This window comes from Lacicoccus alkaliphilus DSM 16010 (assembly GCF_900142805.1).
GTDB classification, from domain to species: Bacteria; Bacillota; Bacilli; order Staphylococcales; family Salinicoccaceae; genus Lacicoccus; species Lacicoccus alkaliphilus.
On record NZ_FRCF01000006.1, the window covers coordinates 24,120 to 45,516 of the forward strand.

The 21,397-nt window shown below is 50.8% G+C and carries 17 protein-coding genes; 15 read left to right on the plus strand and 2 right to left on the minus strand.

Features of this window, described 5'->3' with window-relative positions; genetic code table 11:
* Positions 1-3: 3 nt before the first annotated feature.
* Positions 4-342 (minus strand): ribonuclease P protein component, encoded by a 339-nt coding sequence (gene rnpA, locus BUA12_RS08055; RefSeq protein ID WP_072710092.1) that lies wholly within the window; start codon positions 340-342, stop codon positions 4-6.
* A gap of 123 nt (positions 343-465) precedes the next feature.
* Complete coding sequence (gene rpmH, locus BUA12_RS08060) at positions 466-603, minus strand: 50S ribosomal protein L34 (protein ID WP_072710093.1); 138 nt, start codon at positions 601-603, stop codon at positions 466-468.
* A 448-nt stretch (positions 604-1,051) separates the two neighbouring features.
* On the opposite strand from rpmH, the gene dnaA reads away from it, so the two are divergent.
* The 15 genes from dnaA (at position 1,052) to rplI (ending at position 21,391) form a co-directional block, all read left to right on the plus strand.
* Positions 1,052-2,383: a chromosomal replication initiator protein DnaA gene (gene dnaA, locus BUA12_RS08065; RefSeq protein WP_072710094.1), complete on the plus strand. Its 1,332-nt coding sequence runs from the start codon at positions 1,052-1,054 to the stop codon at positions 2,381-2,383.
* A gap of 185 nt (positions 2,384-2,568) precedes the next feature.
* Complete coding sequence (dnaN, locus tag BUA12_RS08070) at positions 2,569-3,705, plus strand: DNA polymerase III subunit beta (protein WP_245772786.1); 1,137 nt, start codon at positions 2,569-2,571, stop codon at positions 3,703-3,705.
* Between the two features lie 196 nt (positions 3,706-3,901).
* Positions 3,902-4,117 carry a S4 domain-containing protein YaaA gene (gene yaaA / locus BUA12_RS08075; RefSeq protein WP_072710096.1) on the plus strand — a complete coding sequence of 72 codons (216 nt, stop codon included), beginning with the start codon at positions 3,902-3,904 and terminating at the stop codon, positions 4,115-4,117.
* On the plus strand, positions 4,114-5,211 hold the full coding sequence (gene recF, locus BUA12_RS08080) for a DNA replication/repair protein RecF (RefSeq protein ID WP_072710097.1): 1,098 nt from the start codon (positions 4,114-4,116) through the stop codon (positions 5,209-5,211). The genes yaaA and recF overlap by 4 nt, the downstream gene beginning before the upstream one ends.
* A gap of 14 nt (positions 5,212-5,225) precedes the next feature.
* Entirely contained in the window at positions 5,226-7,145 is a 1,920-nt protein-coding gene (gene gyrB, locus BUA12_RS08085) for a DNA topoisomerase (ATP-hydrolyzing) subunit B (RefSeq protein WP_072710174.1), read from the plus strand.
* 18 nt (positions 7,146-7,163) lie between these two features.
* Positions 7,164-9,758 carry a DNA gyrase subunit A gene (gyrA, locus tag BUA12_RS08090; RefSeq protein WP_072710098.1) on the plus strand — a complete coding sequence of 865 codons (2,595 nt, stop codon included), beginning with the start codon at positions 7,164-7,166 and terminating at the stop codon, positions 9,756-9,758.
* A 148-nt stretch (positions 9,759-9,906) separates the two neighbouring features.
* A complete protein-coding gene (locus BUA12_RS08095; RefSeq protein WP_072710099.1) occupies positions 9,907-11,244 on the plus strand; it encodes a sodium/glutamate symporter in 1,338 nt (445 codons plus the stop codon).
* 110 nt (positions 11,245-11,354) lie between these two features.
* Positions 11,355-11,798, plus strand: a complete 444-nt coding sequence (hutP, locus tag BUA12_RS08100) for a histidine utilization transcription antiterminator HutP (RefSeq protein ID WP_072710100.1) — start codon at positions 11,355-11,357, stop codon at positions 11,796-11,798.
* A gap of 88 nt (positions 11,799-11,886) precedes the next feature.
* The gene (gene hutH, locus BUA12_RS08105; RefSeq protein ID WP_072710101.1) at positions 11,887-13,377 is read left to right on the plus strand and encodes a histidine ammonia-lyase; all 1,491 of its coding nucleotides are present in this window, start codon (positions 11,887-11,889) and stop codon (positions 13,375-13,377) included.
* Between the two features lie 11 nt (positions 13,378-13,388).
* On the plus strand, positions 13,389-15,050 hold the full coding sequence (gene hutU / locus BUA12_RS08110; RefSeq protein WP_072710102.1) for a urocanate hydratase: 1,662 nt from the start codon (positions 13,389-13,391) through the stop codon (positions 15,048-15,050).
* Complete coding sequence (gene hutI, locus BUA12_RS08115) at positions 15,047-16,282, plus strand: imidazolonepropionase (protein WP_072710103.1); 1,236 nt, start codon at positions 15,047-15,049, stop codon at positions 16,280-16,282. The genes hutU and hutI overlap by 4 nt, the downstream gene beginning before the upstream one ends.
* A 421-nt stretch (positions 16,283-16,703) precedes the next feature.
* Positions 16,704-17,981, plus strand: a complete 1,278-nt coding sequence (gene serS / locus BUA12_RS08120; RefSeq protein WP_072710104.1) for a serine--tRNA ligase — start codon at positions 16,704-16,706, stop codon at positions 17,979-17,981.
* Between the two features lie 64 nt (positions 17,982-18,045).
* The gene (locus tag BUA12_RS08125; protein WP_072710105.1) at positions 18,046-18,966 is read left to right on the plus strand and encodes a DUF2232 domain-containing protein; all 921 of its coding nucleotides are present in this window, start codon (positions 18,046-18,048) and stop codon (positions 18,964-18,966) included.
* A gap of 5 nt (positions 18,967-18,971) precedes the next feature.
* Positions 18,972-20,948: a DHH family phosphoesterase gene (locus tag BUA12_RS08130; protein ID WP_072710106.1), complete on the plus strand. Its 1,977-nt coding sequence runs from the start codon at positions 18,972-18,974 to the stop codon at positions 20,946-20,948.
* Positions 20,945-21,391: a 50S ribosomal protein L9 gene (gene rplI, locus BUA12_RS08135; RefSeq protein WP_072710107.1), complete on the plus strand. Its 447-nt coding sequence runs from the start codon at positions 20,945-20,947 to the stop codon at positions 21,389-21,391. The genes BUA12_RS08130 and rplI overlap by 4 nt, the downstream gene beginning before the upstream one ends.
* Positions 21,392-21,397: the final 6 nt, after the last annotated feature.

Below are 21,397 nucleotides of genomic sequence, written 5' to 3' on the forward strand. Positions count from 1 at the left end.
GCGTCATTTTATACATTTCGCTATCTTCAACACGTGTAATAATGACTTCTCCATCTGATGATAATCCATGTCGCTGACCGGATTCCTCGCTATGACGACGTATTCCTTCGCTTTCAGATCATCTTTATGATGCTGGAAAAAGGCTCTGATGCGCCTCTTGATCTTATTTCTCTGTACAGCATTGCCGAGCCTCTTGGATACGCTGATCCCGAGCCTTAAATGAGAGACCTCCGGGTGGTCCCTCAAATAAACGACAAACTGCCTGTTCGCATATGATTTGCCTTTTTTGAAAACAAGCTTGAAATCCTGTTCTTTTTTGATCCTGAATCGTTTTTTCATCATTATTACGCTCTTTCACAATTTATGATAGTTTATTATAACAAAATTTACACCAAGTCTGAAATCATCCACTTCAGGCCATAAAAAAAGACCACCTATTCTTGACATAGATGATCTTGGGATAACTTATGCGGAAAGTACTTTTCTGCCTTTTCTTCTGCGGCGCGCCAATATTTTGCGGCCGTTTTTAGTGCTCATCCTCTTACGGAATCCGTGCACTTTGCTGTGTTTACGTTTATTTGGTTGGTAAGTACGTTTTGTCATCTCTAAACACCTCCATAGACCATGTATTACTTACGTTCATATTCTTCTCTTTGAATGCAACTATTAAAGGATAACAGAAAGGCCCCTTCATTTCAATGATTTTTTTCATGTTCATGACCGGAAAATCTGTGGATGATGAAGAAATTGTGGATAACTTTTCCGTCATTTAAAGTTACCCACATGTGGATACATGACTTATTCAGGTTATTCACAGGTGTGGAGCATGGAATTGTGGATAATTGTGATTTCTGTGTATAACTTTATATAAATTGCATTGGAATCATTGTTTTTCGCTCAGATTTTCGGTAGAATTTGAATGTATCTCTGTGGACAACCATCTTTAACGACTGAGTTATCCACAGACTGTGTGTAACTTGTGGATAGTTTTCCAGAGGCGTGGGAAAACTTTATCCACAGGGTGTGATTTTTGTGAAGAGAGAGGATAAATATGAGTTCTATAAATGATATCTGGCAGCAGACACTGGATGCGATCCAAAATGAAATACCGATCACAAGCTTCAAAACATGGTTCAACGACACCACCCTGATCCACCTTGACAATAAAACCGCCGTCATCAAGGCGGAAACCAATTTTCAGCGTGACTGGCTGGAAAACCACTACACCGATCTGATCAAACAGAAAATATACGAATCCATCGGTGAACAGCCGTCGATACAGATCACCATCCATGATGAACCTGACCAGGATGCGCCTGCCGCGGCGCCGGCCAAAGCCGGGGCCCCTGCTGAAAAACCGGTGCCGCCGCAGCTGAACATGAACAATACATTTGAAACTTTTGTGATCGGCAGCGGCAACCGTTTCAGCCATGCCGCTTCACTCGCAGTCGCCGAAGCACCTGCAAAAGCCTACAACCCGCTGTTCATATACGGTGGAGTCGGCCTCGGCAAGACGCATCTGATGCATGCCATCGGCCACTACGTGCTGGAACATAAACCCAACGCGAAAGTCGCCTACCTGTCGAGCGAAAAGTTCACCAATGAATTCATCAATTCCATCAGGGACAACAAGACGGAGGAATTCCGCAACAGGTACAGGAACGTGGATGTCCTGCTGATCGATGACATACAATTCCTTGCAGGCAAGGAATCCACGCAGGAGGAATTTTTCCATACATTCAATGCCCTCCATGAAGACAATAAACAAATCGTCATTTCAAGCGACCGTACGCCAAAGGAGATCCCGACGCTTGAAGACCGGCTGCGTTCACGCTTCGAGTGGGGCCTGATCACCGATATCACCCCGCCGGACCTGGAGACGCGCATCGCGATACTCCGGAAGAAATGTGAAGAGGAGAAAGTCGAGATTCCGAACGAGGCGATGATCTACATCGCAAGCAACATCCAGACGAACATACGTGAACTGGAAGGTGCCCTGACACGGGTCGCTGCGTATTCCAAGCTGTCCAATCAGCCGCTGACTTCGGACGTCGTCGCAGAAGCGCTCAAGGACATCGTCTCCCAGAAGAAGCCGAAGAAAATCACAATCCAGGATATACAGGACGTCGTCGCCGCCTACTACGGGGTCCAGACAGAGGATTTCCTGTCGAAGAAACGGACGAAATCCATCGCATTCCCAAGACACGTGGCAATGTATCTCGCTCGTGAACTGACGGATAATTCACTGCCTAAAATAGGAGAGGTATTCGGTGGCCGTGACCATACGACCGTCATCCATGCACACGAGAAGATATCGAAACTCGTCAATGAAGATTCACTCTTCAAGGATGAATTGGAGGACATAGAGAAAAAGCTCAATTAATGCGCCCGTTTTTGATAGAATAAAACAATGTGCATAATGTGGATAAATGATACACTTGGGCCAACAGGTTATACACATGTGGATAACTCGGCTTCATTGGAACGGATGGGGTTATCCACATATTCACAGGGCCTATTACTGTTATTACTATCTTTAATTAATTATTAATATATAAGGAGTTAAGAATCATGAAAATTAACATCAACCGTCAATATTTCATTGAACAATTGAATCATTGCCTGAAAGCAATTTCCCCGAGGACGACCCTGCCCATTCTGACCGGTATAAAAATTGATGTGAAAAATGATCATATGATTCTGACCGGCAGTGATTCCGAAGTCTCCATTGAAATTACAGTGCCTATGGAAATCGATAATGAAGAAGTGCTGGAAATAGAAAGACCCGGTGCAGTCGTACTCTCCGGCCGTTTCTTTGTCGATATCATCAAAAAACTTTCAGGGGAATTCGTTCAATTGGAAACGAATGATTCTTTCCAGACTAAAATAACTGCGGCAAAATCAGAATTTAACCTCAGCGGAAACGATCCGGACCAGTATCCACTGCTGCCTGAGGTCAATGACGAAGAAAGTCTCGTCATTTCTGCATCCGTATTGAAGGATGTCATCAGCCAGACGAACTTTGCCGTATCATTATCAGAGACAAGACCGGTACTCACCGGTGTCCACTGGCAGTTCGACAATGATGAGATCACATTCACTGCGACCGACTCCCACCGCCTTGCACTCCGCAAACTGAGGGGCGGACAGTTCAACAGCGACCTCGGTAATGCGATCATCCCGGGCAAGTCCCTGTCCGAACTCAATAAGATCATCAACGATACGGATGAAGAAGTCGAAATCCACCTGTCCCAGAACCAGGTGCTGTTCAGCTACGGCAATATGCGCTTCATCTCCAGGCTGCTGGAAGGCAACTACCCGGACACATCACGCCTGTTCCCTGAGAATTATGAAACAAAGGTGACGGTGAACAATGCCGAGTTCTTCCATGCGATCGACCGTGTCTCCCTGCTCGCACGGGAAGGCGGAAACAATGTGATACGCATGAACGTGAACAGCAGCAGTGTGGAATTGTCGTCAAATTCCCCGGAAGTCGGAACGGTGAATGAAGACATCAACACCGGGGAGGTCGAAGGTGAAGGATTGAAGATCTCCTTCAACTCGAAATATATGATGGATGCACTGAGAGCAATCAATAATGAAGATGTCACGATAGAATTCTACGGCACGATGCGTCCGTTCACCCTGAAATCCAGTGAATCGGATGAAGTCGTCCAGCTGATCCTGCCGATCAGAACTTATTGATCATAAATCAATCGAAATCCTTCCAGACTGCCCTGATTTTGAAATAAAAACCAGGGACAGTCTTTTTTTGTTTATAAGTAGGTTGACCCTAAATTCACCTTAAAACGCTCTGAACGCCGATTTTGGCCTTTTAAAGTGAAATTCACCTTAAAATGGTGTATAATATAATAGTGTGAAGTTTTAGGAGGCTGTGTATATGGAAACTAAAATTTTCAGTGATATCATCACCCTGGGCCAGTTTTTGAAACATGAAGGCATCATCGGGAGCGGTGGCGAAGCGAAGTGGTTTTTAAGTGAGAACGAAGTCTTATTGAATCACGAAATTGAAAGCCGCCGCGGCAAAAAGCTGCAACATGGAGATGTGCTGGATCTGGGTGAATTCGGTCAGTTTAAAATAGAGTACAAACAATGATTTTAACGGATATCAGCATAAGCAATTTCAGGAATTATGACTCCCTGGAGCTGGATTTCCATCCAAAGCTCAATATATTCATCGGTGCGAATGCTCAAGGAAAGACGAATCTTCTTGAGTCCATTTATTTTTTGGCCCTTGCCAAAAGCCACCGTACAACGAAAGACAAAGAGCTCATCCGGTTTGAACAGGAAGAAGCATTTGTAAATGGGCATATCACCACATCGTACAGCACCCTCCCCCTGTCGATCAGCATAAGCAAGAAGGGGAAACGGGCTAAAGTGAATCATCTGGAATCATCCAGGCTCAGCCAGTATATCGGCCATTTGAACACAGTGCTGTTCGCCCCGGAAGATTTGAACCTGGTCAAAGGCCCGCCGCAGGTGAGGAGAAAATTCATCAATATTGAATGCGGTCAGATATCCAAGGTTTATTTGAGCGCCCTCAGCAATTATCAGAAAGTGCTGGCGACGAAGAACCAGTATCTGAAGCAGCGCAATCCGGATGAGATGATGATTGAAGTCCTGAATGAACAGCTTTCCGGGTATGCGGCCACCATCATATTGAAGCGGGCCGGGTTCATAAAGACGATCGGGGAATTTGCTGCAGGCATACACAGTGATATATCGAATGACAGTGAAGCATTGAAAGTCGAATATGCACCGAATATAAAATATGAAAGTGATGATCCAGAAGGACTGGTACGGGAGCTCCGCATTTTATTCGCAGAATATCTGCCCAGGGAAATTGAACGTATGCAGACGCTGATCGGTCCGCACCGGGATGACATCACATTCAGCATCAACGGTTTCGATGTCCAGACGTACGGCTCCCAGGGGCAGCAGCGGACGACCGCACTCAGTGTGAAGCTTGCGGAACTCGAGCTGATCCGCAAGGAAGTCGGGGAGTATCCGGTACTGCTGCTGGATGATGTGCTGAGCGAACTGGATGAAAACAGGCAGGCGCATCTGCTGACATCGATCAGGGACCGTGTCCAGACATTTGTGACGACGACATCGATCAGTGACATCAATCATGCGATCATGGACGATATGAAGGCATTCAGAGTTACAGAAGGGCAGGTCAAAGCATAATGGAAGGTGAGAATATGGAAGATAAGAATTTGGAACAATATGGTGCCAGTCAGATACAGGTGCTTGAAGGACTTGAAGCGGTGAGGAAACGTCCGGGAATGTACATCGGTTCCACGGCTTCAAGAGGCCTTCATCACCTGGTCTGGGAAATCGTGGACAACAGCATCGATGAAGCACTCGGCGGCCATGCGGACACCATCAACATTACGATAGAAGAAGACAACTGGATCAAAGTGACGGATAACGGACGCGGCATACCCGTCGATATACAGGAGAAGATGGGCAGACCCGCGGTCGAGGTCATCCTGACGGTCCTGCACGCCGGCGGTAAATTCGGCGGCGGCGGCTATAAAGTGTCCGGCGGTCTTCATGGTGTGGGTTCCTCGGTCGTCAATGCCCTCAGTGAGACACTTGAAGTATACGTGCACCGGGACGGCAAAATCCATCACCAGAGCTATACCCGCGGCGTGCCTGATTTTGACCTCAAGGTCATAGATGAGACGGATCAGACAGGCACGGTGATCCGGTTCAAAGCGGATCCGGAGATCTTCACCGAGACGACGGAATACGATTATGAAGTGTTCCAGCACCGTGTGAAGGAACTTGCCTTCCTGAACAAGGGGCTTGAGCTCAACCTGTCCGATGAACGCGGTGAGGAACCCATCAGCGACCAGTATTACTTCGAAGGCGGCATCAAATCCTATGTTGAACAGATCAACGAATCCAAAGAAGTCCTGCACAATGAAGTGATCTATCTGGATAAGGAAAAAGAAGATGTGGAAGTGGAAATCGCCATCCAGTACAACAAAGGCTACGCGACCACCATGCTTTCCTATGCGAATAATATCCACACCTATGAAGGCGGTACGCATGAAGAAGGTTTCAAGCGCGCGCTCACAAAAGTGATCAACAATTACGCGGCCAAAAATAATCTCATCAAGAGCAGCGAGGAACGCCTGAGCGGCGAAGATGTGCGTGAAGGGCTCACAGCCATCGTTTCCATCAAGCATATGGATCCGCAGTTCGAAGGTCAGACGAAGACGAAATTCGGCAACTCCGAAGTCCGTCTGATCACCGATCAGCTGTTCACGGAAGGATTTGAAAGGTTCCTGCTTGAAAACCCGTCCGTTGCCAAAGTGATCGTTGAAAAAGGGATCACTGCACAGCATGCACGGATGGCTGCCAAAAAGGCACGTGAAATGACACGCAGGAAGTCGGCACTTGAAGTTTCCAGCCTGCCGGGCAAGCTTGCAGACTGTTCAAGCAAAGATCCTGCGGAAAGTGAATTGTTCATCGTCGAGGGTGATTCTGCAGGCGGATCGGCCAAATCGGGCCGTGACTCCACGACCCAGGCGATCCTCCCCCTCCGGGGAAAGATTTTGAACGTTGAAAAAGCACGTCTCGACCGGATACTGAACAACAATGAAATCCGTTCGATGATCACGGCGCTCGGTACGGGCATCGGTGAGGAATTCGACCTGTCGAAGGCCCGTTATCATAAAATCGTCATCATGACGGATGCGGATGTCGACGGTGCCCATATCCGGACACTGCTTCTGACATTCTTCTACCGTTTCATGAAACCGCTGATCGAGGCAGGCTATGTGTACATCGCACAGCCGCCCCTCTACAAGGTGGAACAGAGCAAGAAGAAATATTATGTGTACGATGAGGCAGCACTTGAAGAACTGAGGGCGACCCTGCCGGAAACACCGAGATGGTCCTTATCACGGTATAAAGGTCTGGGTGAGATGAACGCCGATCAGCTGTGGGATACGACAATGGATCCGGAACACAGGGTTTTACTGCAGGTGCGCCTGACCGATGCCGTCGAAGCGGACCAGACTTTTGAAATGCTGATGGGCGATGTGGTCGAACACAGAAGGAATTTTATCGAGGAAAATGCCTTATATGTCCAGAACCTGGATATTTAATGATGGAGGTCAGTATTAATGGCAGATGAAAAACGAGATCAGCTGCAGGATATCAATATAAGTAAAACGATGCGCACATCCTTCCTGGATTATGCGATGAGCGTCATCGTCTCGCGTGCACTGCCGGATGTCAGGGACGGGATGAAGCCGGTCCACCGCCGTATTTTGTACGGCATGTATGATAACGGCATGACGGCGGATAAAGCCTATAAGAAATCGGCGCGTATCGTCGGCGATGTCATGGGTAAATACCACCCTCACGGTGACTCTTCAATCTATGAGGCGATGGTGCGCATGGCCCAGGACTTCAGTTACCGGTATCCGCTCGTGGACGGCCAGGGCAACTTCGGCTCGATGGACGGTGACGGTGCCGCGGCAATGCGTTATACGGAAGCCAGGATGAGTAAGATTTCCGCGGAGCTGATGCGCGACATCAACAAGGACACGATTGATTACTCGGATAACTACGACGGCAACGAGCGGGAACCTGCCGTGCTGCCTTCACGTTTTCCAAACCTGCTCGTCAACGGGACGAGCGGCATCGCTGTGGGCATGGCAACCAACATCCCGCCGCACAACCTGACTGAAATCATCAATGCAGTCCTTGAAATTTCAAGGAATCCGGACGTCACACTCGCTGAATTGATGGAACATGTCAAGGGGCCGGACTTCCCGACTGCCGGACTGATCGTCGGCAAAAGCGGCATCCGGCGTGCGTATGAGACCGGCCGCGGGTCGGTGCTGATGCGTGCACGATGCGAAATTGAAATGATGAAGAACGGCAAAGAGCGTATCGTCGTGTCGGAAATCCCCTACCAGGTGAACAAGGCAAGACTGGTCGAGAAGATTGCCGAACTCGCAAGAGATAAGAAGATTGAAGGGATCACCGACCTGCGTGATGAAACGAGCCTGAAGGAAGGCGTCAAGATCATCATTGAAATCCGCAAGGATAAGAATGCGAACGTCATACTGAACAACTTATATAAACAGACACCGCTGCAGTCCACATTCGGCGTCAACATGCTTGCGCTGGTGAACGGCGAGCCGATCGTCCTCGGACTGAAGGAAGCGCTCGTACATTATCTCGCGCATCAGAAAGTCGTGGTCAGACGCCGTACGGAGTTTGATCTGAAGCGGGCGCAGGATCGTGCGCATATACTGGAAGGGCTGCGCACCGCACTCGACCACATTGATGAGATCATCTCCCTGATCCGCGGTTCATCCAACGATGAAGAAGCGAAGAACGGCTTGATGACAGACTTCAGTTTATCCGACCGCCAGGCTCAGGCAATTCTTGATATGAGACTGCGCCGTCTGACCGGCCTTGAACGGGGCAAGATCGAATCCGAGTACGAAGAAGTCATGAAGACGATCGAGGAACTGAAACTGATCCTTGCCAGTGAAGAAAGACTCCTGGAAATCATCCGGGAGGAACTGACGGAAATCAGGGACCGTTTCGGCGACGAACGCCGTACTGAAATCACGCTCGGCAGCATCTCCGATATCGAGGATGAGGATCTGATACCGGAGGAGCAGATCGTGGTGACATTGAGCCACAACAGTTACATCAAACGCCTGCCCTCTTCGACGTACCGTGCACAGCACCGGGGCGGTCGCGGCGTCCAGGGCATGAACACGGTCGAGGATGACTTCGTCAGCCAGATCGTCGCAATGAGTACACACGACTACATTTTATTCTTCACGAATAAAGGCCGTGTATACAGGCTGAAAGGTTATGAAATACCGGAGTTGTCCCGCCAGTCCAAAGGGATACCGATCGTCAACATGCTCGAGATCGACAAAGATGAAAAAATCAGTACGATCATCGGGGTGAAGGACAGCGATACGGAAGGCATGCACCTGGTCTTCGCAACGAAGAAAGGCCTCGTCAAACGCTCCGCCCTGAATAATTTCGACCGGATCAACAAGAACGGTAAAATCGCCATCACCTTCAGGGAAGATGACGAACTGCTGGCCGTCAGGCTGACGGATGGTTCCAAAGAACTCATTCTGGGCAGCCGCAAAGGCTCGCTCATCAGATTTGATGAAAGACAGATCAGAAATATGGGCAGGACGGCTGCCGGTGTACGCGGCATCAGACTGCGTGCGGATGACGAAGCCATCGGGCTGGATGTCCTCTCCGAAGGTCAGGAAGTGCTCGTAGTGACTTCGAACGGCTACGGCAAACGCACCCCGGCAGGAGAGTACCGCAGTGCAAACCGCGGCGGCATGGGGGTCAAGACAGCGAACCTGAACGACCGTATCGGGGACCTCGTGTACATCGCGGCGGTGAACGGTGATGAGGACCTGATGATCGTCACGGATTACGGGGTCATCATCCGCCTCGTGATGGAAGAAGTTTCGGTGACCGGCCGCAACACCCAGGGCGTGCGGCTGATCCGCCTTGCGGATGAGCACAATGTCGCGACAGTGGCAAAGGTCAAGGAAAAGCTTGAAGAAGAAGAACTGACTCTCGATGACGAGGAAAAGATCGAAGAACAGATCGAAGAAGAAATGGAAGAACGACTCGATGAAGAGGATCATGAAATAACGAGTGATGTCGAAGAACCGGTTGAAGAAGATGAAGATTCCGGGGGCTACCCCGGAGTATGATCGAGGACAGGACGCCAATGAATTGGCGTCCTGTTTTTTTTTGCCATTAAGGATTTGCGTGTGATTGTGAAACGAATATCATTTACAAAGTATTATGGGTCTGCTATCTTTCAATAGATTGGAATTTATTATTTTAAGGAGGGTCTTTATGGAATTCAGTATTTGGGATGTCTTAATCGACTTCTCCATCATTTCTGGACTGCTGCTTGCCGGTGTCCTGATGAGAGCTAAAATCGTCTTCATTCAGAGATCATTCATGCCCGCAAGCATCATCGCAGGGCTTCTGGGGCTGATACTCGGTCCATTCGCATTGAATGTGCTGCCATTTTCAGAACTGATCGGTACATATCCGGGGATGTTGATCGCCTTCGTCTTCGCGGCGCTGCCATTTTCAACGGGCAAATTCAAAGTCAAGGAAGTCATAGAGAAAGTCGGAGGGCTCTGGTCATACTCACAGACGATCATGATACTCTTCTACACACTTGGGCTTTTGTTTGCACTGGTCGTCCTCGGGCCGTTTTTCACTGATTTACATAATGGCTTCGGGCTCCTGCTTGCAGCCGGTTTCGTAGGCGGGCACGGCACCGCAGCGGCAATCGGTGAGGCTTTTGCACTTCAGGGCTGGGAAGAAGCGACTTCCATCGCCATGACGTCGGCGACGGTCGGTGCACTGACGGCGATCAGTATCGGTCTGCTGCTGATCAAACGGGCTGCAGCGAAAGGCCAGACGAACTATATCAAGGATTTCAAACATTTGCCGCATGGTCTGCGTACCGGTCTGCTCTCCGAGAAAGATTATGAATCGATGGGTGAGAGCAGGATTTCGTCCATCGTGATCGATCCGCTCATCTATCATGTGATGTTCATCGCCATCGCGACAGGCATCGGATATTACTTGAGCGTGCTTGGCGAGGAGATGCTGCCGGATGTCGCAATACCGGCCTTCTCGCTTGCGTTCATCGTCGCATTGCTCATCAGGCTGGCGATAGAGGCACTCGGTGCGGACAAGTATCTGGATCAGGAGATCTTCTCCAAAATCAGCGGCGGCGCGACGGACTATCTGGTCGCTTTCGGCATCGCATCGATCAACCTCACGGTCGTCGCACAGAATCTGGTGCCCTTCATCCTCCTGATGATTTTCGGCATCCTGCTTGCGGTCGCATTCTACCGCTTCCTGTCGGGGTACTACTTCCAGCAGAACTGGTTTGAAAAAGGCATCTTCACATTCGGCTGGATCACGGGTGCCGTGGCCATGGCCATCGCACTCATCAGAGTCGCCGATCCGAAACAGGAAAGCGAGACACTGGAAGATTTCGGTCTTGCCTATGTGCCGATCGCACCGGTTGAAATTGCGCTCATAACGTTCGGGCCGTTGTTCATTGGAGCAGGCCAGCACTGGTTATTCGTGGTGATTTCATTCGTCCTTGTACTGATGATATACTTTTTCTCATACAGTCAGGGCTGGGTCAAAAAATCACGTTCATAAAGGAATCGTTACAGAAGGACAGCGGCATGCTGTCCTTCTTTTTGTTGATAAGTCAAAATGAAAGCGCTATACTTAAGGGAGTCAATAGTTGATAGAAGAGGTGCGTGTCAATGGTGGACGTACAAACGAATGAAATCGGCAAACTGGCCGCGCTCGTTGCACTGACGGATGAAACGGCGGCTTTGGACATCGCGCCGCAATTGTCGGAATACGAAGTCGTGACGGGAAAAGTCGGCTCGATGGAACTGAAGAAAGTCATCGCATCCGTTGAAACCGCAGCGAAACGGGGTAATCTGATCGATGGGGAGACTTACCGTGAAACGCATGCGCTCTACCATGCCATCATCGAAGCGGCTGAAGGCGTGACCAGGGGTAAGCTCAGCGTCGGTGAGATCATGCGCACAGTGGGATTATCATTTTCAGTGGTGAGAGGCAGACCGTATGAAGATGCGCGTGAAGGCGAATGGCTGGCCGTCTGTTTTTACGGGACGATCGGCGCACCGATCAAAGGAAAAGAACACGAGACGCTCGGTCTCGGCATCAACCATATATAAAATATGAGTGTCATAGATATCAGTTGACAGGGACATCGTTACTCAGGGTGACCATGTCTTTTTTTAATGCAAAAAAGGAGGGACGGACATGACGGTTTTGGAACTGACGGGCGAAGGCCTGACAATCGGGAAGATCAAAGATTTCCTGGGAAATAATGAATCAACCGTGGAAATCCCCGGGGAAGGGTACAAGAAAATAAAGGCATCTCGTAAAATCGTTGAAAACATCATCGATGAAGGGCGGACGATCTACGGGATCACGACAGGATTCGGCTTGTTCTGCGATGTGCTGATTTCAAAGGAGAAGACACTGGACCTGCAGGTCAATCTCATCCGCTCCCACTGCTGCGGGGTGGGCAGGCCCTTCACGGAAGACGCCGTGCTCGTGATGATGATACTCAGATTGAATACGCTGGTCAAAGGGCATTCAGGCGTCACCACCGGCCTGGTGGATCAGTTGAAGATGTACATCAACCGGAGGATCATACCGAAAGTGCCGGAACAGGGCTCCCTCGGTGCATCCGGGGACCTTGCCCCGCTCGCCCATATCGCAGTCACGCTGATGGGCGAAGGGGAAGTTTATTATGAAGGGGAGCCGAGGCAGACTGCCGATGTGCTTGAAGTGCTCGGTATCGAACCGGTCATACTCCAGGCGAAGGAAGGCCTCGCGCTGATCAACGGCACCCAGCCGATGACGGCGCAGGGCGTGCTGAATTACATCGAAGCGGAAAGCCTGATGGAGGATGCACTGTGGATCGCCGCCCTCACCCATCAGGCCTTGAACGGCATCATCGATGCCTACAACGAAAAGATCCATGCTTCACGTGGTTATGCGGAACAGGTGCATGTCGCACGGGAGATGCGCAGACTTCTGGAAGGGTCGCACCTCACCACACGCCAGGGGGAAGTGCGTGTGCAGGACGCCTACTCCATCCGCTGCATCCCTCAGGTGCACGGTGCTTCGCTGCAGACGCTGGACTATGTGAAGGACAAGCTTGAAATCGAGATGAATGCGGCGAACGACAATCCGCTCATATTCAGTGAAGATGAAGTGTTTTCAGGCGGCAATTTCCACGGCCAGCCCATCGCGATTGCGATGGATCTGCTGAAGATCGGTGCCGCTGAAATCGCGAACATTTCGGAACGCCGCATCGAGCGCCTCGTCAATCCGGCATTGAACGGGGATCTGCCGGCATTCCTGAGTCCCGAGGAGGGGCTGCAGTCGGGGGCGATGATACTGCAGTATGCAGCGGCAAGCCTGGTGTCCGAAAATAAAACACTCGCCCACCCGGCGAGCGTCGATTCCATACCATCATCGGCCAATCAGGAGGACCATGTCTCGATGGGCACAATCGGTGCACGGCATGCGAGGGATATCATAGACAATATGCGGAATGTGCTGGCGATCGAACTGCTGATTGCACTGACGGCGGTTGAACTGAAGGGGACAGATAAATTGGCGCCGGAAACTTTGAAGAAATTCGAAGAATACCGGATGGTTGCGGATTTCATCGATGAAGACCGGAATTTCAGCATGGATATTGAAAATTTAAGTCTGGCACTGAGTGCCACCAAATAAGGGGTGTTTGTATGTCACGTAAAATCACTGCAAAAAGGGGTTTGGAAATCGAATGCAAAGGATGGGAACAGGAAGCGGCGCTCAGGATGCTGCATAACAACCTGGATCCGGAAGTCGCTGAAAGACCGGAGGAACTCGTCGTCTACGGCGGCATCGGCAAGGCGGCGCGCAACTGGGAAGCGTTCGAAGCGATTGAAAATACATTGCGTGCACTGGAGAAGGATGAAACGATGCTGATTCAGTCCGGCAAGCCGGTTGCGGTGTTCAGGACACACGAAGAAGCGCCGCGGGTTTTATTGTCGAACTCGGTGCTTGTACCGAAGTGGGCAAACTGGGAGCATTTCAACGAGCTGGATAAGAAGGGGCTGATGATGTACGGCCAGATGACCGCAGGCTCATGGATATACATCGGTTCCCAGGGCATCGTTCAGGGCACTTATGAAACGTTCGCAGAACTTGCAAGCCAAAGTTTCGGCGGGTCGCTGAAAGGGACCGTCACCCTGACCGCGGGACTCGGCGGCATGGGCGGCGCACAGCCGCTCGCAGTGACGATGAATGAAGGGGTCGCGATATGTGTGGAAGTGGATGAAAGCCGGATCGATAAGAGGATTGAGACGAAATACCTCGATTTGAAAGTCCACAGCCTCGATGAAGCGTTCAGGCTCGCCGGTGAAGCGCGAGATGCGGGTGAAGCACTGTCGATCGGACTGCTCGGCAATGCGGCTGAAATCCACCATGAGATTTTAAGGCGGGGTTTCAAAATCGATGTCGTGACCGACCAGACATCCGCGCATGACCCGCTGAACGGCTATGTGCCGGAAGGATTTTCATTGGAGGAAGCGGCAAAGCTCCGTGAAGCCGATCCGGTGGAATATGTGAAGCTGTCGTCAGAATCCATGGCAAAGCACGTGGATGCGATGCTTGAATTCCGGAGGAACGGCTCGGTCGTCTTCGATTACGGCAACAACATCCGCCAGGTGGCCTTCGATGAGGGGGTTGAAGACGCCTTTGACTTCCCGGGGTTCGTCCCTGCCTACATCCGTCCCCTATTCTGCGAAGGCAAGGGTCCGTTCCGATTTGTCGCACTGAGCGGGGACCCGGAGGATATCAAAGCGGCGGATGATAAAATGCGCGAGCTGTTCCCGGACAATGAAAAACTGCTGCGCTGGCTCGATATGGCACAGGAGAGGATCGCCTTCCAGGGTCTGCCTGCGCGGATTGCGTGGCTCGGATACGGGGAGCGCGCGAAGATGGGGCTTGCGTTGAATGAAATGGTGGCGTCGGGCGAGATTTCAGCACCCGTCGTCATCGGCCGGGATCATCTGGATTCGGGGTCCGTTGCGAGCCCGAACCGTGAGACGGAAAGCATGAAGGACGGCAGTGACGCGGTCGGCGACTGGGCGATTTTGAACGCGCTCGTGAACACCGCAGCAGGCGGTTCATGGATCAGTGTGCACCACGGCGGCGGTGTCGGCATGGGTTACTCGCTGCACGCCGGCATGGTGGTCGTAGCCGACGGCACCGAAAATGCGGCAAGGCGCCTTGAACGGGTGCTGACGAGCGATCCGGGCATGGGTATCGCAAGGCATGCGGATGCAGGGTATGACACCGCGATTGACACTGCGAAGGAACACGGCGTGAATATACCGATGCTGGAGGAGAATGAAAAATGAACGATCTGATCATTAAAAATATAAAATCATTGATATTGCCGAAGCAGTCGGATCAGCCTTTGAAAGGCAGTGAGATGGATGAACTGAAAATCGTTGAAGATGCGATGATCGTCGTGAAGGATGGCAAAGTGGTCTACGCGGGGGCAGCCGTTGATGAATATGAAGCGGCGGAAGTGATGGATGCCGAAGGCAAAGTCGCCTCCCCTGCCCTCGTCGAACCGCATACGCATGTCGTCCACGGCGGTTCACGCGAGCATGAGATGGCTTTGAAGCGGCAGGGTGTCGATTACCTGAAGATACTGGAACAGGGCGGCGGCATCCTGAACACCGTCGAACAGACGCGGCAGGCGTCCTTCGATGAACTGTTGGATAAGGCTTCGGTCAACATCACACGCATGATCCAGCACGGCGTGCTGACGGTCGAAAGCAAAAGCGGCTACGGGCTGGACCGTGAGAACGAATTGAAGCAGTTGAAAGTATCGAAGGCGCTGGAGGAGAACTTCCCGATTGAGATGCGCCACACCTATCTCGGGCCGCACGCGATACCGAAAGGCCGTGATGCGGATGAATTCATGGATGAGATGATCGGACTGCTGGATGAGGCGCAAGAATATGCCGATTTTGCGGACGTGTTCACCGAAACGGGTGTGTTCACGGTCGAACAGTCGAGAAAGTATATGGAAGCGGCACGGGATAAAGGTTTCCGTGTGAAGATCCATGCCGATGAAATCGATCCGCTCGGCGGACTGGAACTCGCGATCGAACAGGATGCAGTGAGCGCCGACCATCTCGTCGCTGCGAGTGAGGCAGGCAAAAAGCAGCTCGCGGATTCCGATACCGTCGCGGTGCTCCTGCCGGGCACGACGTTTTATCTCGGCAAGGAGAAGTACGCCGACGCCCGCGGCATGATCGACGGCGGCGGCGCGGTGAGCATTGCCACCGACTACAACCCGGGCAGCTGCGTCACCGACAATCTTCAGTTGATCATGGCCATCGCCGCATTGAAGCTGAAGATGACACCAAATGAGATTTGGAACGCGGTCACCGTCAATGCCGCACATGCCATCGATGCGCCCGACCGCGGGACGCTCGAGGCCGGCGATGATGCCAATATCGTCATCTGGGATGCGCCGAACCACGAGTACATCCCCTATCACTACGGCGTGAACCATGCATATAAAGTGATTGCGGACGGAAAGCTGCTGTATGAGCGTCCGGGGCTGATGTTTTAACAATGAGGATCGTTTGGAAGGCCGGATTCGTAAGGGGGGCTCAAAAAACCATGAAGGTTGCGAAAAGCACCCGATATACAGAATTCAGACCGCCCTGCGCCCGCCAATACACGCTCATTCGCTTGCATTTTCCGGCTCCACGTTATAAAATGACACAAAGTCAATCAAATATTCACTGCTTTGAAGGAAACAGTAGCATGATCCAATCTCAGAGAGGCCATGGTCGGTGGAAATGGTCAGCGGACAATGTGAATTTCCATCCTTCGCACAAAAAGCAGCCGGCATTTCCAAATGCCGTTAAACCAATGAGATGGTGCCGGCGACGGCACTAATTAGGGTGGCAACGCGTAATCAAAACCACGTCCCTTTCACAGGGGATGTGGTTTTTTATTTTATGGATAAAACTCAGGAGGCGGAAATTATGTTGGATATAAAATTGATCAGACAGGAAACCGGAATGGTGAAGGAGAAAGTCACGAAGCGCGGCATGGATGCAGGGGTCATCGATGAGATCCTGGATCTCGATAAGGCGCGGCGTGATCTGATCCAGGAGACCGAAGAACTGAAGAGCCGCAGGAACAAAGTGTCCGGTGAGATCGCACAGAAGAAGAAGAACAAGGAAGATGCCGAAGATGTGATCAAGGAGATGCGGGATGTCGGCGAGCAGATCAAACAGATCGATGATCGGCTGAATAAAGTCAAAGAGCAGTTCCACGACCTGATGAGCGGCATCCCGAACCTGATCCACGACGATGTGCCTGAAGGTGCGGATGACTCTGAAAACGTCGAAGTGAGACGGAGTGGTGAAACGCGCACGTTCGATTTCGAGCCGAAAGCGCACTGGGACATACTCGAAGACCTTGAACTTGCCGACTTCGAGCGTGCCGCGAAAGTATCCGGCGCCCGCTTTGTCTATCACACCGGGGACGGCGCGAGACTTGAGCGTGCATTGATGAACTTCATGCTGGATGTGCACAACACAAATGGCTACCGTGAAATGATGACGCCGCAGATCGTGAGGGCCGGTGCCATGTACTCGACGGGCCAGCTTCCGAAGTTTGAAGAAGACCTCTTTAAACTTGAAGGTACGGATATGTACACGATACCGACATCCGAAGTGACGCTGACCAACTATTACAAGGATGAGACGCTTACAGGTGACATGCTGCCGGTCAAGTTCACGGCGCAGACTGCATGTTTCAGGAGTGAAGCGGGTTCTGCAGGACGTGATACGCGCGGACTGATCAGGCTGCACCAGTTCAACAAAGTGGAGATGGTGCGCATGGAACGTCCGGAAGATTCATGGGCGGCGCTTGAAGAGATGACGCAGCATGCGGAAAATATCCTAAACCTGCTTGAAATCCCCCACCGCACGGTGCTCCTCTGTACAGGGGACATCGGTTTCGGTTCATCAAAGACATACGACGTCGAAGTATGGCTGCCGAGCTACAACGACTACAAGGAAATCAGCTCCGTCTCAAACATGACCGATTTCCAGGCACGCCGCGGAAACATCAAGTTCAAGCGGAGCAAAGATGCCAAGCCTGAACTGCTCCACACGCTGAACGGCAGCGGCCTTGCGGTCGGCCGGACGATGGCGGCCATCCTGGAAAATTACCAGAATGCGGACGGCACCGTCACGATCCCTGAGGTCCTGAAGCCCTATATGGGTGGTCAGGAAGTGCTTAAAAAGGTATAATATATCATAGTCAATGCTCCTATTCCTTATAGGAGCTTTATTGCGTATTTGAAAGGGTGTTTATTTGAAACCAAATGTTTCGCTGGGTCAGACGTTTCTTGCGATATTGATCAGCTTCATATTCATCACCATCACATCTCTGAGCGTCTTGCTCGGCGCAGTGATCCTGCCGCTCGTCGTTTATTATCTACTCAATATAAAACATAAATCCAATTATCATTTCTGGCTGATATTCATCAGCTTCATGTTACCTGCTTTTCTGTTCCTGACACCCGTAGTATGGATGTGGTTTGTGGTATTATATATATTGACTGCAGTGCTGTATCATACTTTGAGTAAAGGTTTTTCACAGGAACTGACGCTTTTCTACGGCACATTCGCGTTGATGCTGAGCGTCGTGGGCGGACTGAACCTCCTTCAGATGACGGGGATCATCAACCCGCTGGCAGATACATATACGGATGTAAGGAACTGGTATGTTGAACAGGTGGAAGACGTGGACGTCCTCAATTTTGCCGCACTGGATGCAGATCTCTTCAGGACGGCGCTTGATCAGCTGTTCATCCAGCTGCCGGCGTTCATCACGGTCGCCTCGTTCTTCGTCGTGCTCTACACCGTATTGATGTTGAGATTGCTGTTACAGAATAAAGAACTGCAGGCCTGGCCATATATGTCTTTCAAGGACTGGGCCTTCCCGAGGTTCATACTCTATTTATTCTTCATCCTTTATATCATCTCGCTCTTTACATCCAATGACGACACATTCGGAACGATCATCAGCAATGCCTATGTGGTTGTTGAATGGGCAGTGTTCCTGCACGGGTTGAGTTTCGCTTATTTCTTCTTCCTGGAGAAGAAGCTGAACAAGGTCGTCGCAATCCTGCTGCTGATACCGCTTGCGATACTCAGGCCTTTGACGATCATCATCGGTCTTTTGGAAATGGTATTCAGGTTTAGATTATTGATGAAACAAAAAAGGAAGTGAAGCAGATGTTCAACATTATAGATAAAAAGTTGATTTATATCCCTTTTGGAATCGCTGTATTCCACATATTAGTGTTGAATATCTTCGTGATGGCCAATCATGTGCGATTGGGCCTCATCGTCCTGTTGTTCAGCATCCTTCTGATGCTTGCCGTATTCATGTATCTGGCGCGGTCCATCACGAGCAGCGAGGAACGTTCAAGGAAAATCGTCTACGGCATCGCCGGGTCGCGTAAATACGCGGTCGACGAACTTCCGGTCGGTCTGATCCTCCTGAATGATGATGATGAAATCGACTATATGAACCCGCATATCCTTGAAAAACTGGGCAATGAAAAAATCGGCGAACCCATCAACCGGATCTTCTCGAACATCATGACCGCCCTGAAAGCGAATAACATGAAAGTGATCGAGTCTTCATATGATGAAAAGGACTACCGCATCTTCTGGGAAGAGGAACATAAGGCACTGCACCTGTTCGATATAAGCAGACAGCGTCAGCTGGAGAGCCGTGTGGAAGAAAAAACGCCGGTCATCGGGATACTCTACCTCGATAACTATGATGATGTCACCCAGAATATGAGTGAAGCTTTGAAAAGTGAACTGAACAACTCGATCACCAACACGATCAATGACTGGGCCAACCGTCATAACGTCTATATCAGACGCTTTTCACAGGACCGGTTCATCATCGTCTTGAATTCCAAGATACTGAAAGATATTGAGGAGACGCGTTTCAACCTGCTGGATGAAGTCCGTGACCGCTCCGATGAAATCGGTGTGCAGATCACACTCAGCATCGGCATCGGCGAAGGTACGGATGAGTTCATCGAGATCGGCGAACTCGCGCAGTCCTCCCTTGATCTTGCACTCGGGCGCGGCGGTGACCAGGTGGCGATCAAGGCGGCAAACGGCAACGCGAGATTCTACGGCGGCAAGACCGACCCGATGGAGAAGCGGACACGCGTCAAAGCACGGGTCGTTGCTCATGCGCTCCGCGATATCCTCCTTGAAGGGGACAACGTGCTCATCATGGGGCATAAGCGTCCGGATATGGACTCCCTCGGGGCGTCCCTCGGGGTGGCCCGTCTTGCTTCGATGAACGGCATCGAAGCGCGTATCATTTTAAATGAAGAGGATGTAGATGATACCATGCAAAGGGTGATGAATGAAGTCACCGGGCGTGAAGATCTTCTGGATAAATTCGTGACCAGCGAGGATGCCTGGAATCTGATGAATCCGAAGACGACCGTGGTCGTCGTGGATACACACCGGCCGGGGATGGTGCTGGATGAGGACATCCTGAACAAGGCGGCCCGTAAAGTCGTCATCGACCATCACAGGCGCGGCGATGACATCATTTCAAATCCCCTCCTCGTCTATATGGAACCATACGCTTCCAGTGCGAGCGAGCTTGTTGCCGAGCTGATCGAATACCAGAATGTCGAAAAGCGCCTGTCACGCATTGAAGCGACCGTGATGCTCACCGGCATCATCGTCGATACGAGAAACTATACACTGCGCACCGGCTCACGTACATTCGATGCGGCAAGCTTCCTGAGAAGTCATGGTGCGGATCCCGTCCTTGCACAGACATTCCTTAAAGATGATATTGATACGTTCATCGCCCGGAGTGATCTGATCAAGTCGGCGGAAATCCTCGACAATGGTGTCGCAATCGTCAAATCAGATGAGGCACTGAGCTATCATCCGGTGACGGTCGCCCAGGCGGCCGATCAGCTGTTGCAGATCGAAGGCGTCAAAGCATCGTTTGTCATGGCGTACCGTGAAGATGACTCGGTCGGCATTTCCGCCCGCTCATTCGGCGAAATAAATGTCCAGCTCATCATGGAAGCCCTCGGCGGCGGGGGTCATCTGACAAATGCCGCGACCCGGATCTTGGACCGTCCAATCGATCTGGTATATGAAGATTTAGTCAAAGTGATTGATGAAGCTTTAGAAAACAGGAGTGAAGAAGAATGAAAGTGATATTCCTAAAAGATGTAAAGAATCAGGGTAAGAAAGGCGAAGTGAAAGATGTTGCGACAGGTTACGCACAGAACTTCCTCATAAAAAAAGGGCTGGCTGAAGAAGCGACGGCCGGGAACCTGGAGAAACTCAAACAGCAGAAAGATCAGGATGCACAGGAGAAGGAACAGGAGCTTGTGGATGCACAGCTTTTGAAGACCGAACTTGAATCCAAAGAAGTGGAAATCAAGACGAAATCCGGTGAAGGCGGCCGGCTGTTCGGTTCGATCAGTTCCAAGCAGGTCGTCGATGCATTCGATAAGCAGCACAACCTTAAAATCGACAAGAGGAAACTGAATATGGATCAGCCGCTCAAAAGTCTCGGCTACCATAAACTGAAAGTGAAAGTTCACCCGGAAGTCGAGGCGGAAATCAAAGTTCATGTCGTTGAACAGTAACATGCA